General features: G+C 60.8%; 13 protein-coding genes and 2 tRNA genes. 4 read left to right on the top strand and 11 right to left on the bottom strand.

Features of this window, described 5'->3' with window-relative positions:
* Positions 1 to 204: 204 nt before the first annotated feature.
* Together ACI7M0_RS24010 and ACI7M0_RS24015 are read left to right on the top strand one after the other, a co-directional pair.
* Positions 205 to 291, top strand: a tRNA-Leu gene (locus tag ACI7M0_RS24010).
* An 88-nt stretch (positions 292 to 379) separates the two neighbouring features.
* Positions 380 to 466 (top strand) — tRNA-Leu (locus tag ACI7M0_RS24015).
* Positions 467 to 564: 98 nt separating this feature from the next.
* Here ACI7M0_RS24015 and ACI7M0_RS24020 read toward each other — a convergent pair.
* The gene (locus tag ACI7M0_RS24020; protein ID WP_129934054.1) at positions 565 to 1560 is read right to left on the bottom strand and encodes an IS110 family transposase; all 996 of its coding nucleotides are present in this window, start codon (positions 1558 to 1560) and stop codon (positions 565 to 567) included.
* Between the two features lie 420 nt (positions 1561 to 1980).
* On the opposite strand from ACI7M0_RS24020, the gene ACI7M0_RS24025 reads away from it, so the two are divergent.
* Together ACI7M0_RS24025 and ACI7M0_RS24030 are read left to right on the top strand one after the other, a co-directional pair.
* Entirely contained in the window at positions 1981 to 2994 is a 1014-nt protein-coding gene (locus ACI7M0_RS24025; RefSeq protein WP_003249550.1) for an extracellular solute-binding protein, read from the top strand.
* Entirely contained in the window at positions 2994 to 4559 is a 1566-nt protein-coding gene (locus ACI7M0_RS24030; RefSeq protein ID WP_020192088.1) for an iron ABC transporter permease, read from the top strand. Before ACI7M0_RS24025 ends, ACI7M0_RS24030 begins: the two co-directional genes overlap by 1 nt.
* An 84-nt stretch (positions 4560 to 4643) precedes the next feature.
* On the opposite strand, the gene ACI7M0_RS24035 is transcribed toward ACI7M0_RS24030, so the two are convergent.
* The 10 genes from ACI7M0_RS24035 to miaA form a co-directional block, all read right to left on the bottom strand.
* Positions 4644 to 5111, bottom strand: a complete 468-nt coding sequence (locus ACI7M0_RS24035) for a DUF2867 domain-containing protein (protein ID WP_129934037.1) — start codon at positions 5109 to 5111, stop codon at positions 4644 to 4646.
* Between the two features lie 128 nt (positions 5112 to 5239).
* Positions 5240 to 6568, bottom strand: coding sequence for an IS110-like element ISPpu9 family transposase (locus tag ACI7M0_RS24040; RefSeq protein WP_129934048.1), 1329 nt, complete (start codon positions 6566 to 6568; stop codon positions 5240 to 5242).
* Positions 6569 to 6967: 399 nt separating this feature from the next.
* The gene (locus ACI7M0_RS24045) at positions 6968 to 8902 is read right to left on the bottom strand and encodes a methyl-accepting chemotaxis protein (RefSeq protein WP_020193403.1); all 1935 of its coding nucleotides are present in this window, start codon (positions 8900 to 8902) and stop codon (positions 6968 to 6970) included.
* 330 nt (positions 8903 to 9232) lie between these two features.
* A complete protein-coding gene (locus ACI7M0_RS24050; RefSeq protein ID WP_003249542.1) occupies positions 9233 to 10525 on the bottom strand; it encodes an adenylosuccinate synthase in 1293 nt (430 codons plus the stop codon).
* A gap of 56 nt (positions 10526 to 10581) precedes the next feature.
* Positions 10582 to 11769 (bottom strand): ATP phosphoribosyltransferase regulatory subunit, encoded by a 1188-nt coding sequence (locus ACI7M0_RS24055; RefSeq protein WP_010955481.1) that lies wholly within the window; start codon positions 11767 to 11769, stop codon positions 10582 to 10584.
* A gap of 301 nt (positions 11770 to 12070) precedes the next feature.
* Entirely contained in the window at positions 12071 to 12940 is an 870-nt protein-coding gene (hflC, locus tag ACI7M0_RS24060) for a protease modulator HflC (RefSeq protein ID WP_014592592.1), read from the bottom strand.
* Complete coding sequence (hflK, locus tag ACI7M0_RS24065; RefSeq protein WP_104962644.1) at positions 12940 to 14121, bottom strand: FtsH protease activity modulator HflK; 1182 nt, start codon at positions 14119 to 14121, stop codon at positions 12940 to 12942. The genes hflC and hflK overlap by 1 nt, the downstream gene beginning before the upstream one ends.
* 96 nt (positions 14122 to 14217) lie before the next feature.
* Entirely contained in the window at positions 14218 to 15519 is a 1302-nt protein-coding gene (hflX, locus tag ACI7M0_RS24070; protein ID WP_012274456.1) for a ribosome rescue GTPase HflX, read from the bottom strand.
* A gap of 12 nt (positions 15520 to 15531) precedes the next feature.
* On the bottom strand, positions 15532 to 15792 hold the full coding sequence (hfq, locus tag ACI7M0_RS24075) for an RNA chaperone Hfq (protein WP_003249532.1): 261 nt from the start codon (positions 15790 to 15792) through the stop codon (positions 15532 to 15534).
* Positions 15793 to 15886: 94 nt separating this feature from the next.
* Complete coding sequence (miaA, locus tag ACI7M0_RS24080) at positions 15887 to 16858, bottom strand: tRNA (adenosine(37)-N6)-dimethylallyltransferase MiaA (protein WP_020192567.1); 972 nt, start codon at positions 16856 to 16858, stop codon at positions 15887 to 15889.

Raw genomic sequence — 16858 nt, forward strand, 5'->3', positions numbered from 1 at the left:
TGCCTTGGACAGCCCCCGCTGCAGTGCATAAACAGCAGAAATAGGCTTGTGGAATCAACAAGTTGAATTTTTTGAATTTTTTTTCGATTAGGGGCTTTACAGCCTTGAGGAGCGTCCGTATAGTGCGCACCACAACGACGGACAACCCCGAAGTTGTAGTAGAGATGAACGACGCTGTAAAGCATCAAGTAACCTCGAATGTGTGCCCAGGTGGCGGAATTGGTAGACGCGCTGGTTTCAGGTATCAGTGACCGCAAGGTCGTGGAAGTTCGAGTCTTCTCCTGGGCACCAAGTATTTTCAAGTAGCAGATGACCAAGGATCTGTTACTACTGTGTGAAAGCGAACGATAGTCGCCTTCTGCAGATGATGTAAAGCTTTGCCCAGGTGGCGGAATTGGTAGACGCGCTGGTTTCAGGTATCAGTGACCGCAAGGTCGTGGAAGTTCGAGTCTTCTCCTGGGCACCATACAAAAAACCCACTAGCTTGCTAGTGGGTTTTTTCTTGCCTGCGATTTTTGTGCCCCCTCCCCCAATACGCGCACGTCGTAGATACTCTGTTGGCGGTCAAGCTTTTCCGAGGTGTTCAGAGCTGAAAAGCTTCACCGTATCAAATGGCACATCCCCACGCATGCATGCCCAGATGCCTGTCAGATACTTGCGCATGACAGCAGCGATAGCCTGCATTTTTTTCTTGCCCCTACTGACCAGGGATTCGTAAAAAGCCTTCGCATAAGGGTCGCAGCGCACTGCGGTCAAGGCAGGCATGTACATGGCTGCCCGCAGATAAGCATTCCCGCTTTTGCCGAGCCGACCGGGCTTGTCAATGCTCGTCCCCGACTGTGTCTGCCGAACATCCAGCCCCGCGTGACGAGCTACCTGCGAGGACTTGAGCATTTGAGGAAGGGTGGTCAGCTCAGCCAATGCAGCAAGTGCTGAGACTTCTCCTATTCCTGGGCCTGCGAGCAGCTGCTTGTACTGCCGAGTAAGCGTCGGACACTGGGCGACCATCTCGCGGCCAGCCTTACGAAAGCGTTCAATTCGATTATCCAGTGAAGCAATGGCTTCTTCTTGATCTTCGATCAGCATCGACACGGTCGTAGAGGTCGCCTGCAGCGCATGAAGTTCGTTCTTCGCCCTGGTACGGTGTCCCACCAAACGGTTGATGTGCCGGCCCAGAGCCCTCAGCTCAAGCTGCACAGGGCTTGGAGGCGTCCACAAGCGCGGTGTCATACGCTCGCCGTACTCGGACAGCAACTGAGCATCTATTGCATCGGTCTTGCTGTTCACCAGCATCAGTTTGGCGAAATTGTGAAAGCTCTTGGGGTTGATCACTGAAACAGGGAGGTCAGCCGCATGTAGCTCAAGAGCCAAGTCTAGGTAATAGATTCCGGTCGCCTCCATCACGATCGACTTGGGCTTGAGTGCCAGCAGCTTTTTCACCGCAGCCTTACGGCCTGCAGGGGTTTGAGCGATATCCCACTGTCCGGCCGGACGCCCATCTTTACGTACCCCGACGATCGAAGTGCGTGAGCCGATATCGAGGCCAACACAGACACTCATTCTTCCCTCTCCCCAGCGAGTTAGGTAACAATGGCCTCCGGTTCCCCGACCTCGAACTTCATGCTGCTGCAACCTTGTAATGCGAAGTCCGACTTGTCGGCTTCTCGATACTCTTCGCAGTGGGCAATGAGGCGGGGGGCCTCTCTACGTACAAGGTCAGGGGTAATCCCTGCCTTTAGGAGCGATCGGCCTCCCCGGAAGTGCTTCTTCAGCCTGACGAGAATAACCTCTCCCGCCAGGCTAAGGACAACATACAAGGAGCGGGTTCACCCGCGAAGAGGCCCGTACAGTCAACACACGCCCAGCCCCCCCCCCTTGCACCATGGTCTGACCATGAATTTCTCGTCACCCGGCCACTTGAGAAACAATTTCGTTTACCATTGTTTCCAAATATGTAGCCGTAAGCGAGGAAGTACCCGCATGACGATCCGCCCGCAACCGCTGATGCGTACCCTGGCCGCCGCAGTGCTGAGCCTGGTCATCGGCGCTCCGGCCGCCATGGCAGACGCACCGGTCACGCTGACCATGTACAACGGTCAGCACAAGGAAATTGGTGAAGCCATTGCCAAGGCCTATGAGGCCAAGACCGGCATTCACATCGACATCCGCAAAGGCAGCAGCAACCAGCTGGCCAGCCAGATCATCGAGGAAGGTGATCGTTCGCCGGCCGACATCATCTATACCGAAGAGTCCCCGCCCCTGAACAACCTGGGCGAGCTGGGCCTGCTGGCCAAGATTGACGACGCCACGCTGAACATGATGCCCAAGGAGTACGTTGGCGCGAACGGCACCTGGATGGGTATCACCGCCCGTACGCGCATCGTGGTGTACAACCCGAAGAAAGTCGACGAGAAAGACCTGCCGACCACGGTGATGGACTTCGCCAACCCTGAGTGGGAAGGCCGCGTCGGCTACGTCCCTACCAGCGGTGCGTTCCAGGAGCAGGCCGTGGCCATTCTGAAGATGCACGGGCGCGAAGCCACCGAAGAATGGTTGACCGGCCTGAAAGCCTTCGGCAAGACCTACACCAACAACATGGTTGCCCTCAAAGCTGTGGAAAAAGGTGAAGTGGCTGCAGTATTGGTCAACAACTACTACTGGTACGCGCTTGAACGCGAACGCGGCAAGCTGGACACCAAGCTCTATTACCTGGCCGACGGCGATGCTGGCAACCTGGTCACTATCTCCGGCGCAGGCGTGGTCAAGGCCAGCAAACACCCGAAAGAAGCCCAGGCCCTGCTCAACTGGATGGCCAGCGAAGAAGGCCAGCGCGTGATCACCCAGACCACCGCCGAGTACCCGCTGCACAAGGGCATGGTTTCTGACCGCGGCCTGAAACCGTTCGACGAGCTGCGCCCGCCGAAGATCTCGCCAGCTGACCTGGGCAATGCCGAGGAAGCCATCGAACTTGAGCGTGAGGTCGGCCTGCTCTGATGACTGCCGCCCTGTCCGAACCGGTGCCGGTACGCTTCGTACCGCGCCGCAAGCGCCCTTCCATCTGGGTAGTGCTGCCTGTGCTGTTCCTAGTGGCAATGAGCTTGCTGCCACTGGCTTATGTCGCCATCAAAGCCTGGGAAGCCGGCTGGCGCGAAGCCTTGCACCTGCTGTGGCGGCCCTTTGTCTGGGGGCTGATGCGCAACACCCTGCTGCTGATGGTCGGGGTGACGCTGACCTGCATGGTGGTCGGCCTGGCACTGGCCTGGCTGCTGGAGCGCAGCAACCTGGCCGGCCGCCGGTTGTGGGGCGTGGTGCTATGCCTGCCATTCGCCGTGCCGTCGTTCGTCAGCAGCTTCACCTGGGTGTCGCTAAGTTCGGACTTTGAAGGCCTGGGTGGCGCGATCATGGTCATGGCCCTGTCCAAGTACCCGCTGGTGTTCCTGCCCGTTGCTGCGACCCTGCGCAACCTCGACACCTCGCTGGAGGAGTCGGCACGCACTCTGGGTTGCAGCCGCTGGGGCGTGTTCAGCAAAGTCACCCTGCCACTGCTGTGGCCGTCGATGCTCGGCGGTGCGCTACTGATTGCCCTGCATATGCTGGTGGAGTTTGGCGCGCTGTCGATACTCGGCCTGCAAACCTTTACCACGGCGATCTACCAGCAGTTCGAACTGGAGTTCAGCAACGCCAACGCGGCCATGCTGTCTGCCGTGCTGCTGGCGATGTGCCTGGCAATGCTGTGGCTGGAACTGCGGGTGCGCGGCAAAGCCCGCCATGTACGCATCGGCCAGGGCGTAGCACGCCGTGCGCAACCGGTGCGGCTGCGCGGCTGGGCGGTGCTGGCGCAACTGTTCTGCGTGGGCCTGGCGGTGCTGGGCAGCGGCATTCCGCTGGCGATGCTCGGTTACTGGCTGAGCGTGGGTTCGTCGGCGGCATTCCCGGTGGCGGCCATCTCGAAGGCGTTGTTCACCTCGCTGTCGGTGTCGCTGGGCGGTGCCGGCTTCTGTGTGCTGCTGGCTCTGCCTATCAGCTTCCTGGTGGTGCGCTACAAAGGCCGCCTGGCGATTTGGGCTGAGCGTCTGCCCTATCTGCTGCACGCCCTGCCCGGCCTGGTGATTGCCCTGACGTTGGTGTTCTTCGCCCTGCACTACGTGCCGGCGCTGTACCAGACCACGGCACTATTGCTGCTGGCCTATGCACTGCTGTTCCTGCCGCTGGCCCAGTCGCCGGTGCGCACCGCACTGAACAAGGCCTCACCAACGCTGGAAGAAGCTGCGCGCACCCTTGGCGCCAGTAGCTTTGCCGCATTCTGCCGGGTGACCTTGCCGATCATCTTCCCGGCCATGGCAGCGGCCTTTGCGCTGGTGTTCCTGGATGCCATGAAGGAGCTGACGGCTACCCTGCTGCTCAGCCCGACCGGCATGACCACCCTGGCCACCGAAGTGTGGGCGCATACGGCCAATGTCGAGTTCGCGGCGGCGGCGCCGTATGCGGCATTGCTGATCGTGGTCTCGGGGTTGCCGGTATATCTGCTCACTACGCGGATGTATCTGAACAAGGCATGAACTTCTTCGCGGGCTTGCCCTCAGGTACAGCACCGGTCTCAGGGCCTGCGCTGTACCTGTGGGGGCTTGCCGGTGATCAGGCCATCAGATGTTACGCAGCATGCGCCGCACAATTGGCCCATGGGCCTTGCCGACCGGCAACATGTAAAGCCGGCCGAAGGTGTTGAAGCACTGCACCGAGGTGGTCACGCTCAAGCGCTGACACCCTTCCCACTGCCCATCTAGATCTACGCTCACCATCACAGCCAGGTGCGTGTCACGCGAGGTCAGGACCAGTTGCTGGTCGCTGATGGCCTCGACAGTGAAGAAGTCCAGGCGCTCACCGACGACTGGCACATGCGTTGGATCGCCGCGAGTGAAGCCGTGGATATCGGCGACATTGAAACGGCGTGAGATGAAGTCGCGAATGCGGAAGGCCCGGGCCAGCCAGTAGGGGACGTCCGAGGTCATAGCGCAGTAGGCTTGCAGGGCGGTCATCGGGTCAGTGAGCTTTACGCTGTCACTGTGCAGGAAATTCAGGTCGGCCTGGGCGGCGATTAGTTGGGCGGACATTAGCAACTCCTTTTGCCATGTGTCGCCGACAGCATAGCAACACCGTGGTGGATGGCACGGGCTTCGCCCGTGTTCGCGGGCAAGCCCGCTCTCATCAAACAAAATGCAACCCATTGTTTTCTAAGCACTCAGGCGGCCACCAGTTGATACCCCAGTTTCCGGGCTTTGCGAAGCAAAGCCCGGACCTGCCGGTCTTGGCTTCTGGCTTCGAACTCCTCAAGACCTTGTTCAACATAAGCCTGCTTCTTGGTTAACAGGTTGTACACCAGACGTGCCAACTGATGCGCAGTGGCTTTGATGGCGCAGCTGGTATCCATTCGAGTCAGTCTGGCTCGGTGCGATGCGCCAATGAAACCCTTGTCGTTACGGGCATTGGATGCAGCCTGCTTGAGTGCTTGAGCTGCTCGATTGACTATTTTGGGCCCGCCACCTGCCAGTCGATGACCGCCGGAAATTCGGGTAGGGGGAGCCAGTCCCAACCAAGAGCAGAAGTGCTGTGAGGACGGGAATCGTGATAGATCTGTACCGATCTCCCCTCCCAGCACTAATGCAGTGTCCACCCCAATGGTTGGAATTGCGGTTAGGTCCACGCCAAGAACTTTCCACAATGTCTGATGCAATTCAGTCTGTTGGGCACCGTTTCGGTGTGGGCTCCGTAAAGGCTTATTGGATGGCTCTGGCTTGTTTTGCAGCACCGGCAACTGCTCTAGCGCGGATTTTATGGCGTCGTCACAATCAGCAATTTGCTGCTCCAGGAAGTCATAGGCAGCCAATTCCTGAGTTAGCGCATGCAAATGCTCGCGCCGCCAATTGCCATGAAGACTCCGAGCGACAGCCTCCTTGCCTGCCTTGATGCGGCGGTCGGTTAGTTCAGCCAATTGCGATGGGTCCCGTTCACCTGCGCAGATGGCTCGCAAAATCTTCATGCCAGTTACGCCGGAAATATCACTGATGACATTGGCCAGCTGGATGTTCATTTGGCTCATGGCCTTTTGCATCCGGTTCAGCGTCTGCGCCTGGTCTTTCACTTTGGAAGCACGCTGCCTGACCAATGACCGGACGCAGCAGGTCAGATCATCGGGGCGGAATGCGCCTCTGAGCAGTCCATGAGTCATCAGCTGCCAAATCCACTGGCAATCCAGCACATCTGATTTACGGCCCGTGATTTGTCGAGTTGCTCTGGCATTGACGAGATAAACCTCAAAACCGCGCTCGCTGAGAATCTCGTAAATTGGAATCCAATAAACTCCCGTGGATTCCATGGCAACGACCTTGATCCCCAGGCTTTCAAGCCAGTTAGCCATCTTGAGCAGGTCGTCAGTAAAGGACGTGAACGACTGGACGGGATTTTCGTGCCGGGGATCGACCGCCACGAAATGCTCTCGACCACCGACATCGATCGCCGCGCAATCGGGATGGACGACGGTAAAGCGTTGCTTGGAAGGCTTGCGCGCCATGATGAATCCTCGCAGGATAAAGGGCGCGCGGGGCACACGGTGGCGAAAGGGTTCACTCTCTCATACGTGGTCACAGCTGAATCAGCTAATGCCTACAGGGACTTCACGCCGATACCGTGCGGATCACTCTCCCACGCGGGTGTGCGGACACACACCAGTGCTGGCTACGATCTCTGTCCCGCGCACACGAACCCTAACAAAGCAAAAGGCGGCTGGCCCTACCGGGCCAACCGCCTTTTCTTTTTCAAAATGTCAGCGTCGCTGCGGATCTGAAGCCGTACACCTCATGTTTGCTGCGCGACAGCGCAGCCCGGAAGGGCTGGGTGATCTCCCACAGGGATCGCGCCAGCTTTTAGAAATTGAGCAAGACAATTGCTCTCACAAGAGACCGCGCAGGATTCAGGCCCTGAACTGGCCCAGGCTGGCCCGCAGCTGCGCCGCCAGATCATCCAGCACCTTGCTGCTGGCCGTAGTCTGCATCACCACCTCAGCCGAACGCTCAGCCTGAGCATGGATAGTCTCCACCCGCCCACGCACCGCCTGCGCGCCATTCGCCTGCTGCTCGGCCGCACGGGTAGCCAAGCCAATGGCCGCATGCACCTGCTCCACCGCCGCCTGCACTGACTGCTGCCGACGCTCGTTGTCACGCAGCACCAGCAAGCCTTCGCTAGCCTTGAGCCCAGCCTGGCTGATGGTGGCCACAGCTTCCTTGGCGCCCTTCTGCAATGCTGCGATGTGCGCCTGGATATCGCCCGTAGAGCTTTGCGTCTTGCTCGCCAGCGCGCGCACCTCGTCGGCCACCACGGCAAAGCCGCGCCCGGTTTCGCCAGCACGGGCCGCCTCGATGGCGGCGTTCAAGGCCAACAGGTTGGTCTGCTCGGCGATACCGTGGATCACCGTCAGCACCACTTCGATCTGCTCGCTCTGCTTGGCCAGGCGCTCGATCACCTGGGAGCCGGCATCCACCTGCCCAGCCAGGTTCTCGATCAAACCGGCAAGCTGGGTCGAGGTGCGGCTGTTTTCATCGGTCGCCTGGCGGATATCCACCACTTGCTGCAACGCCGCCTGCATCGCATGACTTTCGGCTTGTGCTTCATCAGCCATGCTCGACAGGTCGCGCAGGCTGGCGGCCACTTCATCGCGCTGCAATGCGGCGGCAGCATCTGCGCCAGCGTTGCGCTGGGCCATCGCGCCAATCTCCACACCCGTGCGCTGCGCCACCTCGCCGGCTTCGCGCACAATCGGCTGCAACTTGTCGACAAAGCGGTTCACTGCCGAGGCCATGTCGCCGATTTCATCTCGGCTGTCGAGCGGCACGCGCTTGGTCAAGTCACCTTCGCCGGCCGCCAGGTCATCGAGAGCGGCAATCAACAGGCGCAGCTTGCTCAGTACCCGGCGGCCTAGCACCAAAGCCACCACTACCAGCACCCCGAGGCCGACCAGCACCAGGCCCAGACCGATACGCCAGCGCAGCTCTGCAGCGGCATCGCGCACGGTTTGCGCGGTATTGGCCTGCATGGCGGCAGCACTGCCCTGCGCCTTCTCAAGGCGCTCACGCAGGGTCTTGCCGCTATCGGCAGCAGCTCCGACCAGGCTGTCGCCAACCAACTGCTCTCCGCTAGCGATCAGCGCCGCGAAGCGCTGGTCCAGCGCCTTTAGCTCATGGTCGATGCCGGCAGTGGAAACCCCCATCACCACCTTACCGATTTCCGTGCCATTGGGGCTGATCGAGGCTTCGACGAAGTACACCGCCGGGTCACGCCGGGCAGCATCAATCACCTTGTCCAGCGCACGCTCGCCCTGGCCCTTTTCCATCAAAGCCTGGTTGATCGGGTTTTGCCGGTTGAGGTAGCGAGTCAGGTGCTGACCCTGAGCGTCGTCGTACACCACGAACAGCACGTTCGGGTTGCGCTGAGCGCGTCGTGCGAAATCCGAGAGCACTGGCACATCGTTGTCCCAGATCGCCCGCGGGGCAACCGAAGCCAGCAGTTCGGCCATGTCGTTGGCGGAATCCTTGAGGTTCTTTTCCAGGGTGCTGCGCAGTTGCTGCTGTTCGCTTTGCAGGCGCTCCGACAACCCTGCGCTCAGGCGCTGACGGGTACTGCTGGACAGGCCGTCGAGCCCAGAGCGCACATCTTGCCCGGCTTGCTCCAGATCGCTTGCGAGTTGGCGGCTGTCATTACCCAGCCGTTCGCCAAGGTCGGCCTCCAGAGCGGTGACCGTGCTTCGGGTGAGCGCAACGGCAACCAGTACCTGCACCAAAAGAGCGATACCAAGGGCAACAAACACAGGCCGCAAGAGGCGGCTTCGTAACAGTGAGAGGATGGCAGACACGGTGTAACCCTCGTGTTTTCTGGCGCCACTATTTTGATGGCATCTACAGAAACTTCTTACAGCAAGGGTTGTGCCGTAGGCAGCAGGGAAATGCGCCAAGGTCTAGCAATGGGGTTTCGTGTGCAGGCCCATTCGCGGGTAAACCCGCTCCTACAACGGCCTGCGCCCAACCACCGTTGTGTGCCCACGTAGGAACGGGTTTACCCGCGAATACGGTAGCGGCGGCAACGGTGGATTGCCGGTGGATATTGGCCAGCACAGACATGCCCACAAATGAAAACGCCGCGGCCCTTCTCAGGGCCGCGGCGTCAGATCAGCCTGGAGGGCAGATCAGGCGAACGGGTGACGCAGCACGATGGTCTCGTTGCGGTCCGGGCCGGTCGAAATGATGTCGATCGGCGCGCCAACCAACTCTTCGATGCGCTTGATGTAGTCACGCGCAGCTTGCGGCAGCTCTTCCAGGGTTTTCACACCCAGAGTCGACTCGCTCCAGCCTGGCATCTCTTCGTACACCGGCTCAAGGCCAATGTAGCTGTCGGCATCGGAAGGCGCGTCAATGACGGCACCGTTCTCGTTCTTGTAGCCAACGCAGATGTTGATGGTTTCCAGGCCGTCCAGTACGTCCAGCTTGGTCAGGCAGATGCCCGAGATGCTGTTGACGTCGATAGCGCGACGCAGGATCACGGCATCGAACCAGCCGCAACGACGGGCACGGCCGGTGGTGGAACCGAACTCGTGGCCACGCTTGGCCAGGGTAGCACCGGTCTCGTCGAACAGTTCGGTCGGGAACGGACCGGAACCCACGCGAGTGGTGTAGGCCTTGGTGATACCCAGGATGTAGTCCAGGTACATCGGGCCGACGCCGGAACCCGTGGAAATACCGCCAGCAGTGGTGTTGGAGCTGGTGACGTACGGGTAGGTGCCGTGGTCGATGTCCAGCAGCGAGCCCTGGGCGCCTTCGAACATGATGTCCTTGCCGGCGCGACGCAGGTTGTGCAGCTCGGCGGTGACGTCGAGCATCATCGGCTTGAGCTGTTCGGCGTAAGCCATGCACTCGTCCAGCGTCTGCTGGAAGTCGATGGCTGGCTCTTTGTAGTAGTTCACCAGCTGGAAGTTGTGGTAATCCAGCAGCTCACCCAGCTTGGCAGCGAAACGCTCCCGGTGGAACAGATCACCCACGCGCAGGCCGCGACGTGCCACCTTGTCTTCGTAAGCTGGGCCGATACCACGGCCGGTGGTGCCGATCTTGGCTTCGCCACGGGCTTTTTCGCGGGCCTGATCCAGGGCCACATGGTACGACAGGATCAGCGGCGCAGCCGGGGAAATGCGCAGACGCTCGCGCACCGGTACGCCTTTCTCTTCCAGCTTGGTGATTTCACGCATCAGTGCATCCGGGGCAACGACCACGCCGTTACCGATCAGGCACTGTACGCCTTCACGCAGGATGCCGGACGGAATCAGGTGCAGAACGGTCTTTTCACCGTTGATCACCAGGGTGTGACCCGCATTGTGGCCACCCTGGTAGCGCACTACGGCGGCAGCATGTTCGGTCAGCAGATCGACGATCTTGCCTTTGCCCTCATCACCCCACTGGGTGCCCAGGACGACGACATTCTTACCCATTACATTGGTCCTCATTCACGCAAACTTGGTTGCCGGCCTGTTGCCGACGCAGAAACTCACTGGGCCAGCGGCAGAACCTGCCAGCGCCCGTCTTGCTGAATCAATTGCCGATCACAATCCGCCTCGAGAGCAGCACTCAACGGCTGGCCAGGCAGAGCCTGAACCACACGCTGGCCCTCGTTGCGCAACTGGCAGACTTGCTGCCAGAGGGCCGCATCGCCACTGTCCGGCATCCAGATGCCGCCAGTTGGCAATACGACCTCCGCTCGCCCCAGTGTGACCAGGGTCTTCAAATCCGTGGAGAAACCAGTGGCCGGGCGCGCCCGGCCAAAGTCGGCGCCAATATCGTCATAGCGACCGCCCTGGGCGATCGATTGGCCTTCGCCTGGCACGAACACGGCGAACACCACACCCGTGTGGTAGTGGTAACCACGCAGCTCGCCGAGGTCGAAGTACAGCGGTAGGTCCGGGTAGCGCGACGCCAGGCGATCAGCGATCGCCAGCAGGTCATCCAGCGCCGCCAGCACGCTGGCCGGGGCGCGACCGAGGCGCACGCGGGCTTCAGCCAGTACTTCACGACCACCACACAGCTCGACCAGGGCGCGCAGCATGCTGCCCAGGTCTTTCGGCAGGTCGGCGGTCAGCGCCTGCACTTCATCGACAGCCTTGCGTTGCATGGCGTCGAACAGCTGCTGTTCGACCGCGCCGGACAGACCGGCGGCACGGGCCAGGCCGCGGTAGATGCCGACATGGCCCAGGTCCATGTGAACATCCGGCACATCGGCCAGTTGCAGCGTGGCGAGCATCAGGCTGATGACTTCGACATCGCTGGTAGGGCTGGCATCGCCGTACAGTTCGGCACCCAGCTGGATCGGGCTGCGCGAGGTGGACAAGGCACGCGGCTGCGCGTGCAGCACGCTGCCGGCATAGCACAGCCGGCTCGGGCCTTCACGGCGCAGTGTGTGCGCATCGATACGCGCTACCTGCGGGGTGAAGTCGGCGCGGAAGCCCATCAGGCGGCCGGACTGCGGGTCCACTACCTTGAAGGTGCGCTGATCCAGGTCCTGGCCGGCGCCGGTAAGCAGCGACTCCAGGTACTCGATATGCGGGGTGACGACCAGTTCGTAGCCCCAACTCTGGAACAGGTCCAACACCTGGCGGCGCGCGATCTCGATGCGCGCAGCCTCAGGTGGCAGTACTTCCTCGATGCCATCTGGCAGCAGCCAGCGGTCTACCGTTGCCATTACGCCATTTCCCCTCTGGTCCGGGCGGCTTGCCAGCAGGCAAACCGTCAGAAAAGCCGGTATCGCGCACAGCAGCGGGCAGCACTGATCCCAGCGCAGCCACCGTACCCGACACCCTCAAATTGCCTTGCGAGCTGACCAAACCGTCAACCGGCGCTGAGCCAATCAACCTTGCAGACGCAAAAAAGCCGGGAAATTTCCCGGCTGCCTCATCATACACCCCTTTTCATTCAGGATGCACCCCGCCTGGTGCATTAGCTGCCAGGCGGGGCGCCGCTGCATGAAAATCAGGGCCTGAGCATCAAGGCCTGCTCTTGTCCAGGTAACGGAAGAACTCGTTCTTCGGATCCAGGACCATCACGTCGCTCTTGCTCGAGAAGCTCTCGCGGTATGCCTGCAGGCTACGGTGGAACGCATAGAAATCAGCGTCCTGGCTGTAGGCCTTGGCATAGATAGCGGCCGCCTGGGCGTCGCCATCACCACGGGTTTCTTCTGCTTCGCGATAAGCCTCGGCCAGCAGCACACGGCGCTGACGGTCGGCATCGGCACGGATACCTTCAGCCAGCTCGTTACCCTTGGCACGGTGCTCGCGGGCTTCACGCTCACGCTCGGTGCTCATGCGGTCGAACACGCTGCGGTTGACTTCCTTCGGCAGGTCGATGGCCTTGACGCGCACGTCGACCACCTCGATGCCCAGCTCCTTGCTCGCCATGCGGTTCAGCGATGCAGTGATGTCAGCCATCAGCGCGTCACGTTCACCGGAAACCACTTCGTGCAGGGTCCGTTTACCGAACTGGTCGCGCAGGCCACTTTCCAGACGACGCGACAGACGCTCGTCGGCGATCTGCTTCATGCCGGACGTGGCGGTGTAGAAGCGTTCAGCGTCCTTGACACGCCACTTGGCATAGGCGTCGACCATCACCGCTTTCTTTTCCAGGGTCAGGAACCGCTGGGTCGGAGCGTCGAGGGTCATCAGTCGGGCGTCGAACCTGCGCACCTGGTTAACGTATGGAATCTTCACGTGCAAGCCTGGCTGAACATCCGCCTCGACCACCTTACCGAAGCGCAGCAGTACCGCACGCTCGGTCTGGGACACGATGTAGAAGCTGTTCCAGGCCACGATGGCCAGGACCACGGCGGCGATCAGGGCGATCAGCGATCTATTGCTCATCAGCGGCTCTCCCTAGTACGCAGCGGCTGCTGTTGCTGTTGCATGTCCTGCGCGGCACGGGCGGCCGCATCGTTGGCCGATGGCGACACGCTGGTGGTTGGCACGGACGGCCTGCGGCTGCCCTCGACCATCTTGTCCAGCGGCAGGTAGAGCAGGTTGCTCTGCCCGTCCTTGGTTGCCACCATGACCTTGCTCGAGTTGCTGTAGACCTCTTGCATGGTCTCCAGATACAGACGCTCACGGGTTACGTCAGGTGCCTTGCGGTACTCGGCAAGCAGCTTGGTGAAGCGGTCTGCCTCACCCTTGGCGCGGGCGATGACTTCGTCGCGGTAACCATTGGCGTCCTCGATGATGCGCTGGGCCTGACCACGGGCTTCCGGCACCACGCCATTGGCATAGGACTCGGCCTGGTTGCGGGCACGCTGCTCGTCTTCGCGGGCGCGGATCACGTCGTCGAAGGCTTCCTGCACTTCACGCGGGGCTGCCGCGCTCTGTACGTTGACCTGGGTAACGGTGATACCGGTACGGTAGGTGTCGAGGAAACGCTGCAGGCGTTCGCGGATATCCACGGCCATCTGCTCACGACCCTCGGTCAACACCTGGTCCATCGAAGTGGAACCCACCACGTGACGCAGTGCACTCTCGGTCGCGTGCTGCAAGCTCACCTCAGGCTGGTCGACGTTGAGCACGAAGTCCTGCAGGTTGCTGATCTTGTACTGGACGGTCAGCGGCACCTCGACGATGTTCTCGTCTTCGGTCAGCATCTGGCCCTGCTTGGTGTAGGCACGCTCACGCGTGACGTTTTCCATGAACTTGCGATCAAGCGGCGGGAAGTAGATGTTCAGGCCGGGACCGACCGTCTCATAGTACTTGCCGAGGCGCAGCACAACCGCCTGCTCCTGCTCGTCGACCACATACACGGCGCTGTACAGCCAGATTGCAGCCAGCACCGCCAGGCCGATGCCCAGCAGGCCCAGGCCACCGCCCTTGCCGACATTGCGATCACCGCCGCCACGTTTCTTGCTGCCGCCGAACATGCCATTCAGGCTGTCCTGCAGTTTGCGGAAGGCCTCGTCCAGATCCGGTGGACCTTTCTTGTCACCACCGCCGCCACCGCCACCACGGCGGCCGCCCCAGGGATCCTGATTGTTCGAGTTGCCACCCGGCTCGTTCCAAGCCATAGCGCTCTCCATCTGATAAAGCAAAGACGCGCCCACGGCGCGCCGTCCAATGCTACAGAATGCCTGTCACTGCTGCCCGGCGACCTCGACGAGCATTTATTGCAAAGTGTGTTGCTCGACAAACACTTGCGGCTCCATGCCTTCGCGGCTGACCAGGCGATTCAGTTCGACCATGGGCAGTCGCACGCTCAGCAGGCTGCGCCCTTCTTCATCATGCTCTTCACTCTGCACGGCACCCAAGGCAAAGAATTGCGCGCGCAAGCGGGCAAAACGCTGCTCCAGGCACAGGGTACCGACAAACAGATCATCCCCCAGCAACTCGGCAACCGCCTGGCCAACCAGCTCCAGGCCACGCCCATCGCGTGCCGATACCCAGACCCGTTCCGGCTTGCCATCGGCATTGCGCTGGATCTGTGGCTCGACATCTTCGAGCAAGTCGAGTTTGTTGTACACCTCCAGTATCGGCAACCCCTCGGCACCGATCTCGCCCAACACCGCCAGCACCTGCTCGATCTGCTCCATGCGCTCTGGCTCATGGGCGTCGATCACATGCAGCAACAGGTCGGAGTTGCTCGACTCTTCGAGCGTAGCCCGAAATGCCTCGACCAGCTTGTGCGGCAGGTGGCGAATGAAGCCTACGGTGTCGGCCAGCACGATCGGCCCCAGGTCGTTGAGCTCTAGCCGGCGCAAGGTCGGGTCGAGGGTGGCGAACAACTGGTCCGCGGCATACACCTCGGATTCGGTCAGGGCGTTGAACAGCGTGGACTTGCCGGCGTTGGTATAACCCACCAGCGACACCGAGGGGATATCCGCGCGCTTGCGCCCGCGACGCGCCTGCTCACGCTGGCTGCGCACTTTCTCCAGGCGCGACTTGATCTGGCGTATACGCACCCGCAACAGGCGGCGGTCGGTTTCCAGCTGGGTTTCACCCGGGCCGCGCAGGCCGATACCACCTTTTTGTCGCTCAAGGTGAGTCCAGCCGCGCACCAGCCGCGTGCTCATGTGCTCCAGCTGGGCCAGTTCGACCTGCAGCTTGCCTTCATGGGTACGCGCCCGTTGGGCGAAGATATCGAGGATCAGCCCGGTACGGTCGAGCACACGACACTCGAACACACGTTCAAGGTTGCGCTCCTGACTAGGCGTGAGGGTGTGATTGAAAATCACCAGGTCTACCTGTTCGGCATGGACCAGGTCGTGCAGCTCTTCGACCTTGCCACTGCCAATCAGGTATTTGGCGGAAGGCTGATGCCTTGTCACCGTGACCAGCGAGACGATGTCGGCACCGGCCGACAATGCCAACTCCTGAAACTCCTGCGGGTCTTCGCGCGCCTCAGGGTTCTGACCTTCCAAGTGAACGAGCAACGCCCGCTCACCACCACCGTGGCGCTCAAAGAACAATGCAGGCTCCTATCAGGCGTTGCCTGGCTCGCTGTCGCCGTGCTCGCTGTCGGTCGGGCTTGGCAGGCGGACCGGACGGGCCGGAACTACGGTCGAGATGGCGTGCTTGTAGACCATCTGGCTGACGGTGTTCTTCAGCAATACCACGAACTGGTCGAACGATTCGATCGAGCCCTGCAGTTTGATACCGTTGACCAGGTAAATGGATACCGGGACCTTTTCTTTTCTCAAGGTGTTCAAGTAAGGGTCTTGTAGCGAATGCCCTTTTGACATATGCCGCACTCCTGTAAGGATAAATAATAGAAAATCAATAAAATCGATAAATTAGGCCGCCCCTTCGCAAGAATAGACGGCAATCAGCAGGGACTCAGCTCAATATGGAGATGGCCCCAAGGTATTTCAAGGTGCGGGACAGATTGTCGCAGGCCAGGCTGTCAAGCCAGTGCACTTCAGGCCAGCCACGCAACCAGGTGAACTGCCGTTTGGCCAGCTGCCGGGTAGCGATGATACCGCGTTCACGCATCTCATTCTCAGTCAGCTTGCCATCCAGGTAATCCCAGACTTGCCTATACCCCACTGCCCGTATAGACGGCAGCCCGGCGTGCAAGTCACTTCTGGCTCGCAGCGATCGGACCTCGTCAACGAAGCCCTGTTCCAGCATCTGCGAAAATCGTAACGCAATTCGCTGATGCAAAATGTGACGATCTGTAGGAGCAATCGCCAAACTGGCGACAGTATAGGGCAAATGTCCGCCGGCGCCTGCGTCTGCGCCGCGACTTTCCGCGAATTGACGCCGACGATGAGCTGTCATGCTCTCGCCGCTCACCCGGTACACCTCCAATGCCCGGATCAGCCGCTGCGGGTCATTGGGGTGGATACGTGCCGCGGACTCCGGGTCGACTTCGGCCAACTGGCGGTGCAGCTCGGCCAGGCCCAGGGCTTCAGCCTGCGCTTCCAGCTCGGCGCGCACCGCCGCATCGGCGGCCGGCATGTCGGCCAGGCCATCGATCAACGCCTTGTAATAGAGCATGGTGCCGCCGACCAGCAGCGGGATCTTGCCGCGCGCGGTGATCTCGGCCATGGCCTCCAGCGCGTCGGCACGGAACTGCGCGGCGGAATAGCTCTGGGCCGGGTCGAGAATGTCGATCAGCCGGTGCGGGTGGGCAGCGAGGACTTCTTTCGACGGCTTGGCCGAACCGATATCCATGCCCCGGTAGACAAGTGCCGAATCGACGCTGATCAGTTCACACGGCAGCACTGTGGTCAGTTCGATGGCAAGGTCGGTCTTGCCGGCCGCCGTCGGACCCATCAGGAATATTGCAGGGGGCTTGCCGCTCAT

Origin of the sequence: Pseudomonas sp. 10(2024) (assembly GCF_045164175.1) — a bacterium.
In the GTDB taxonomy this organism is placed as follows: Bacteria; Pseudomonadota; Gammaproteobacteria; order Pseudomonadales; family Pseudomonadaceae; genus Aquipseudomonas; species Aquipseudomonas alloputida.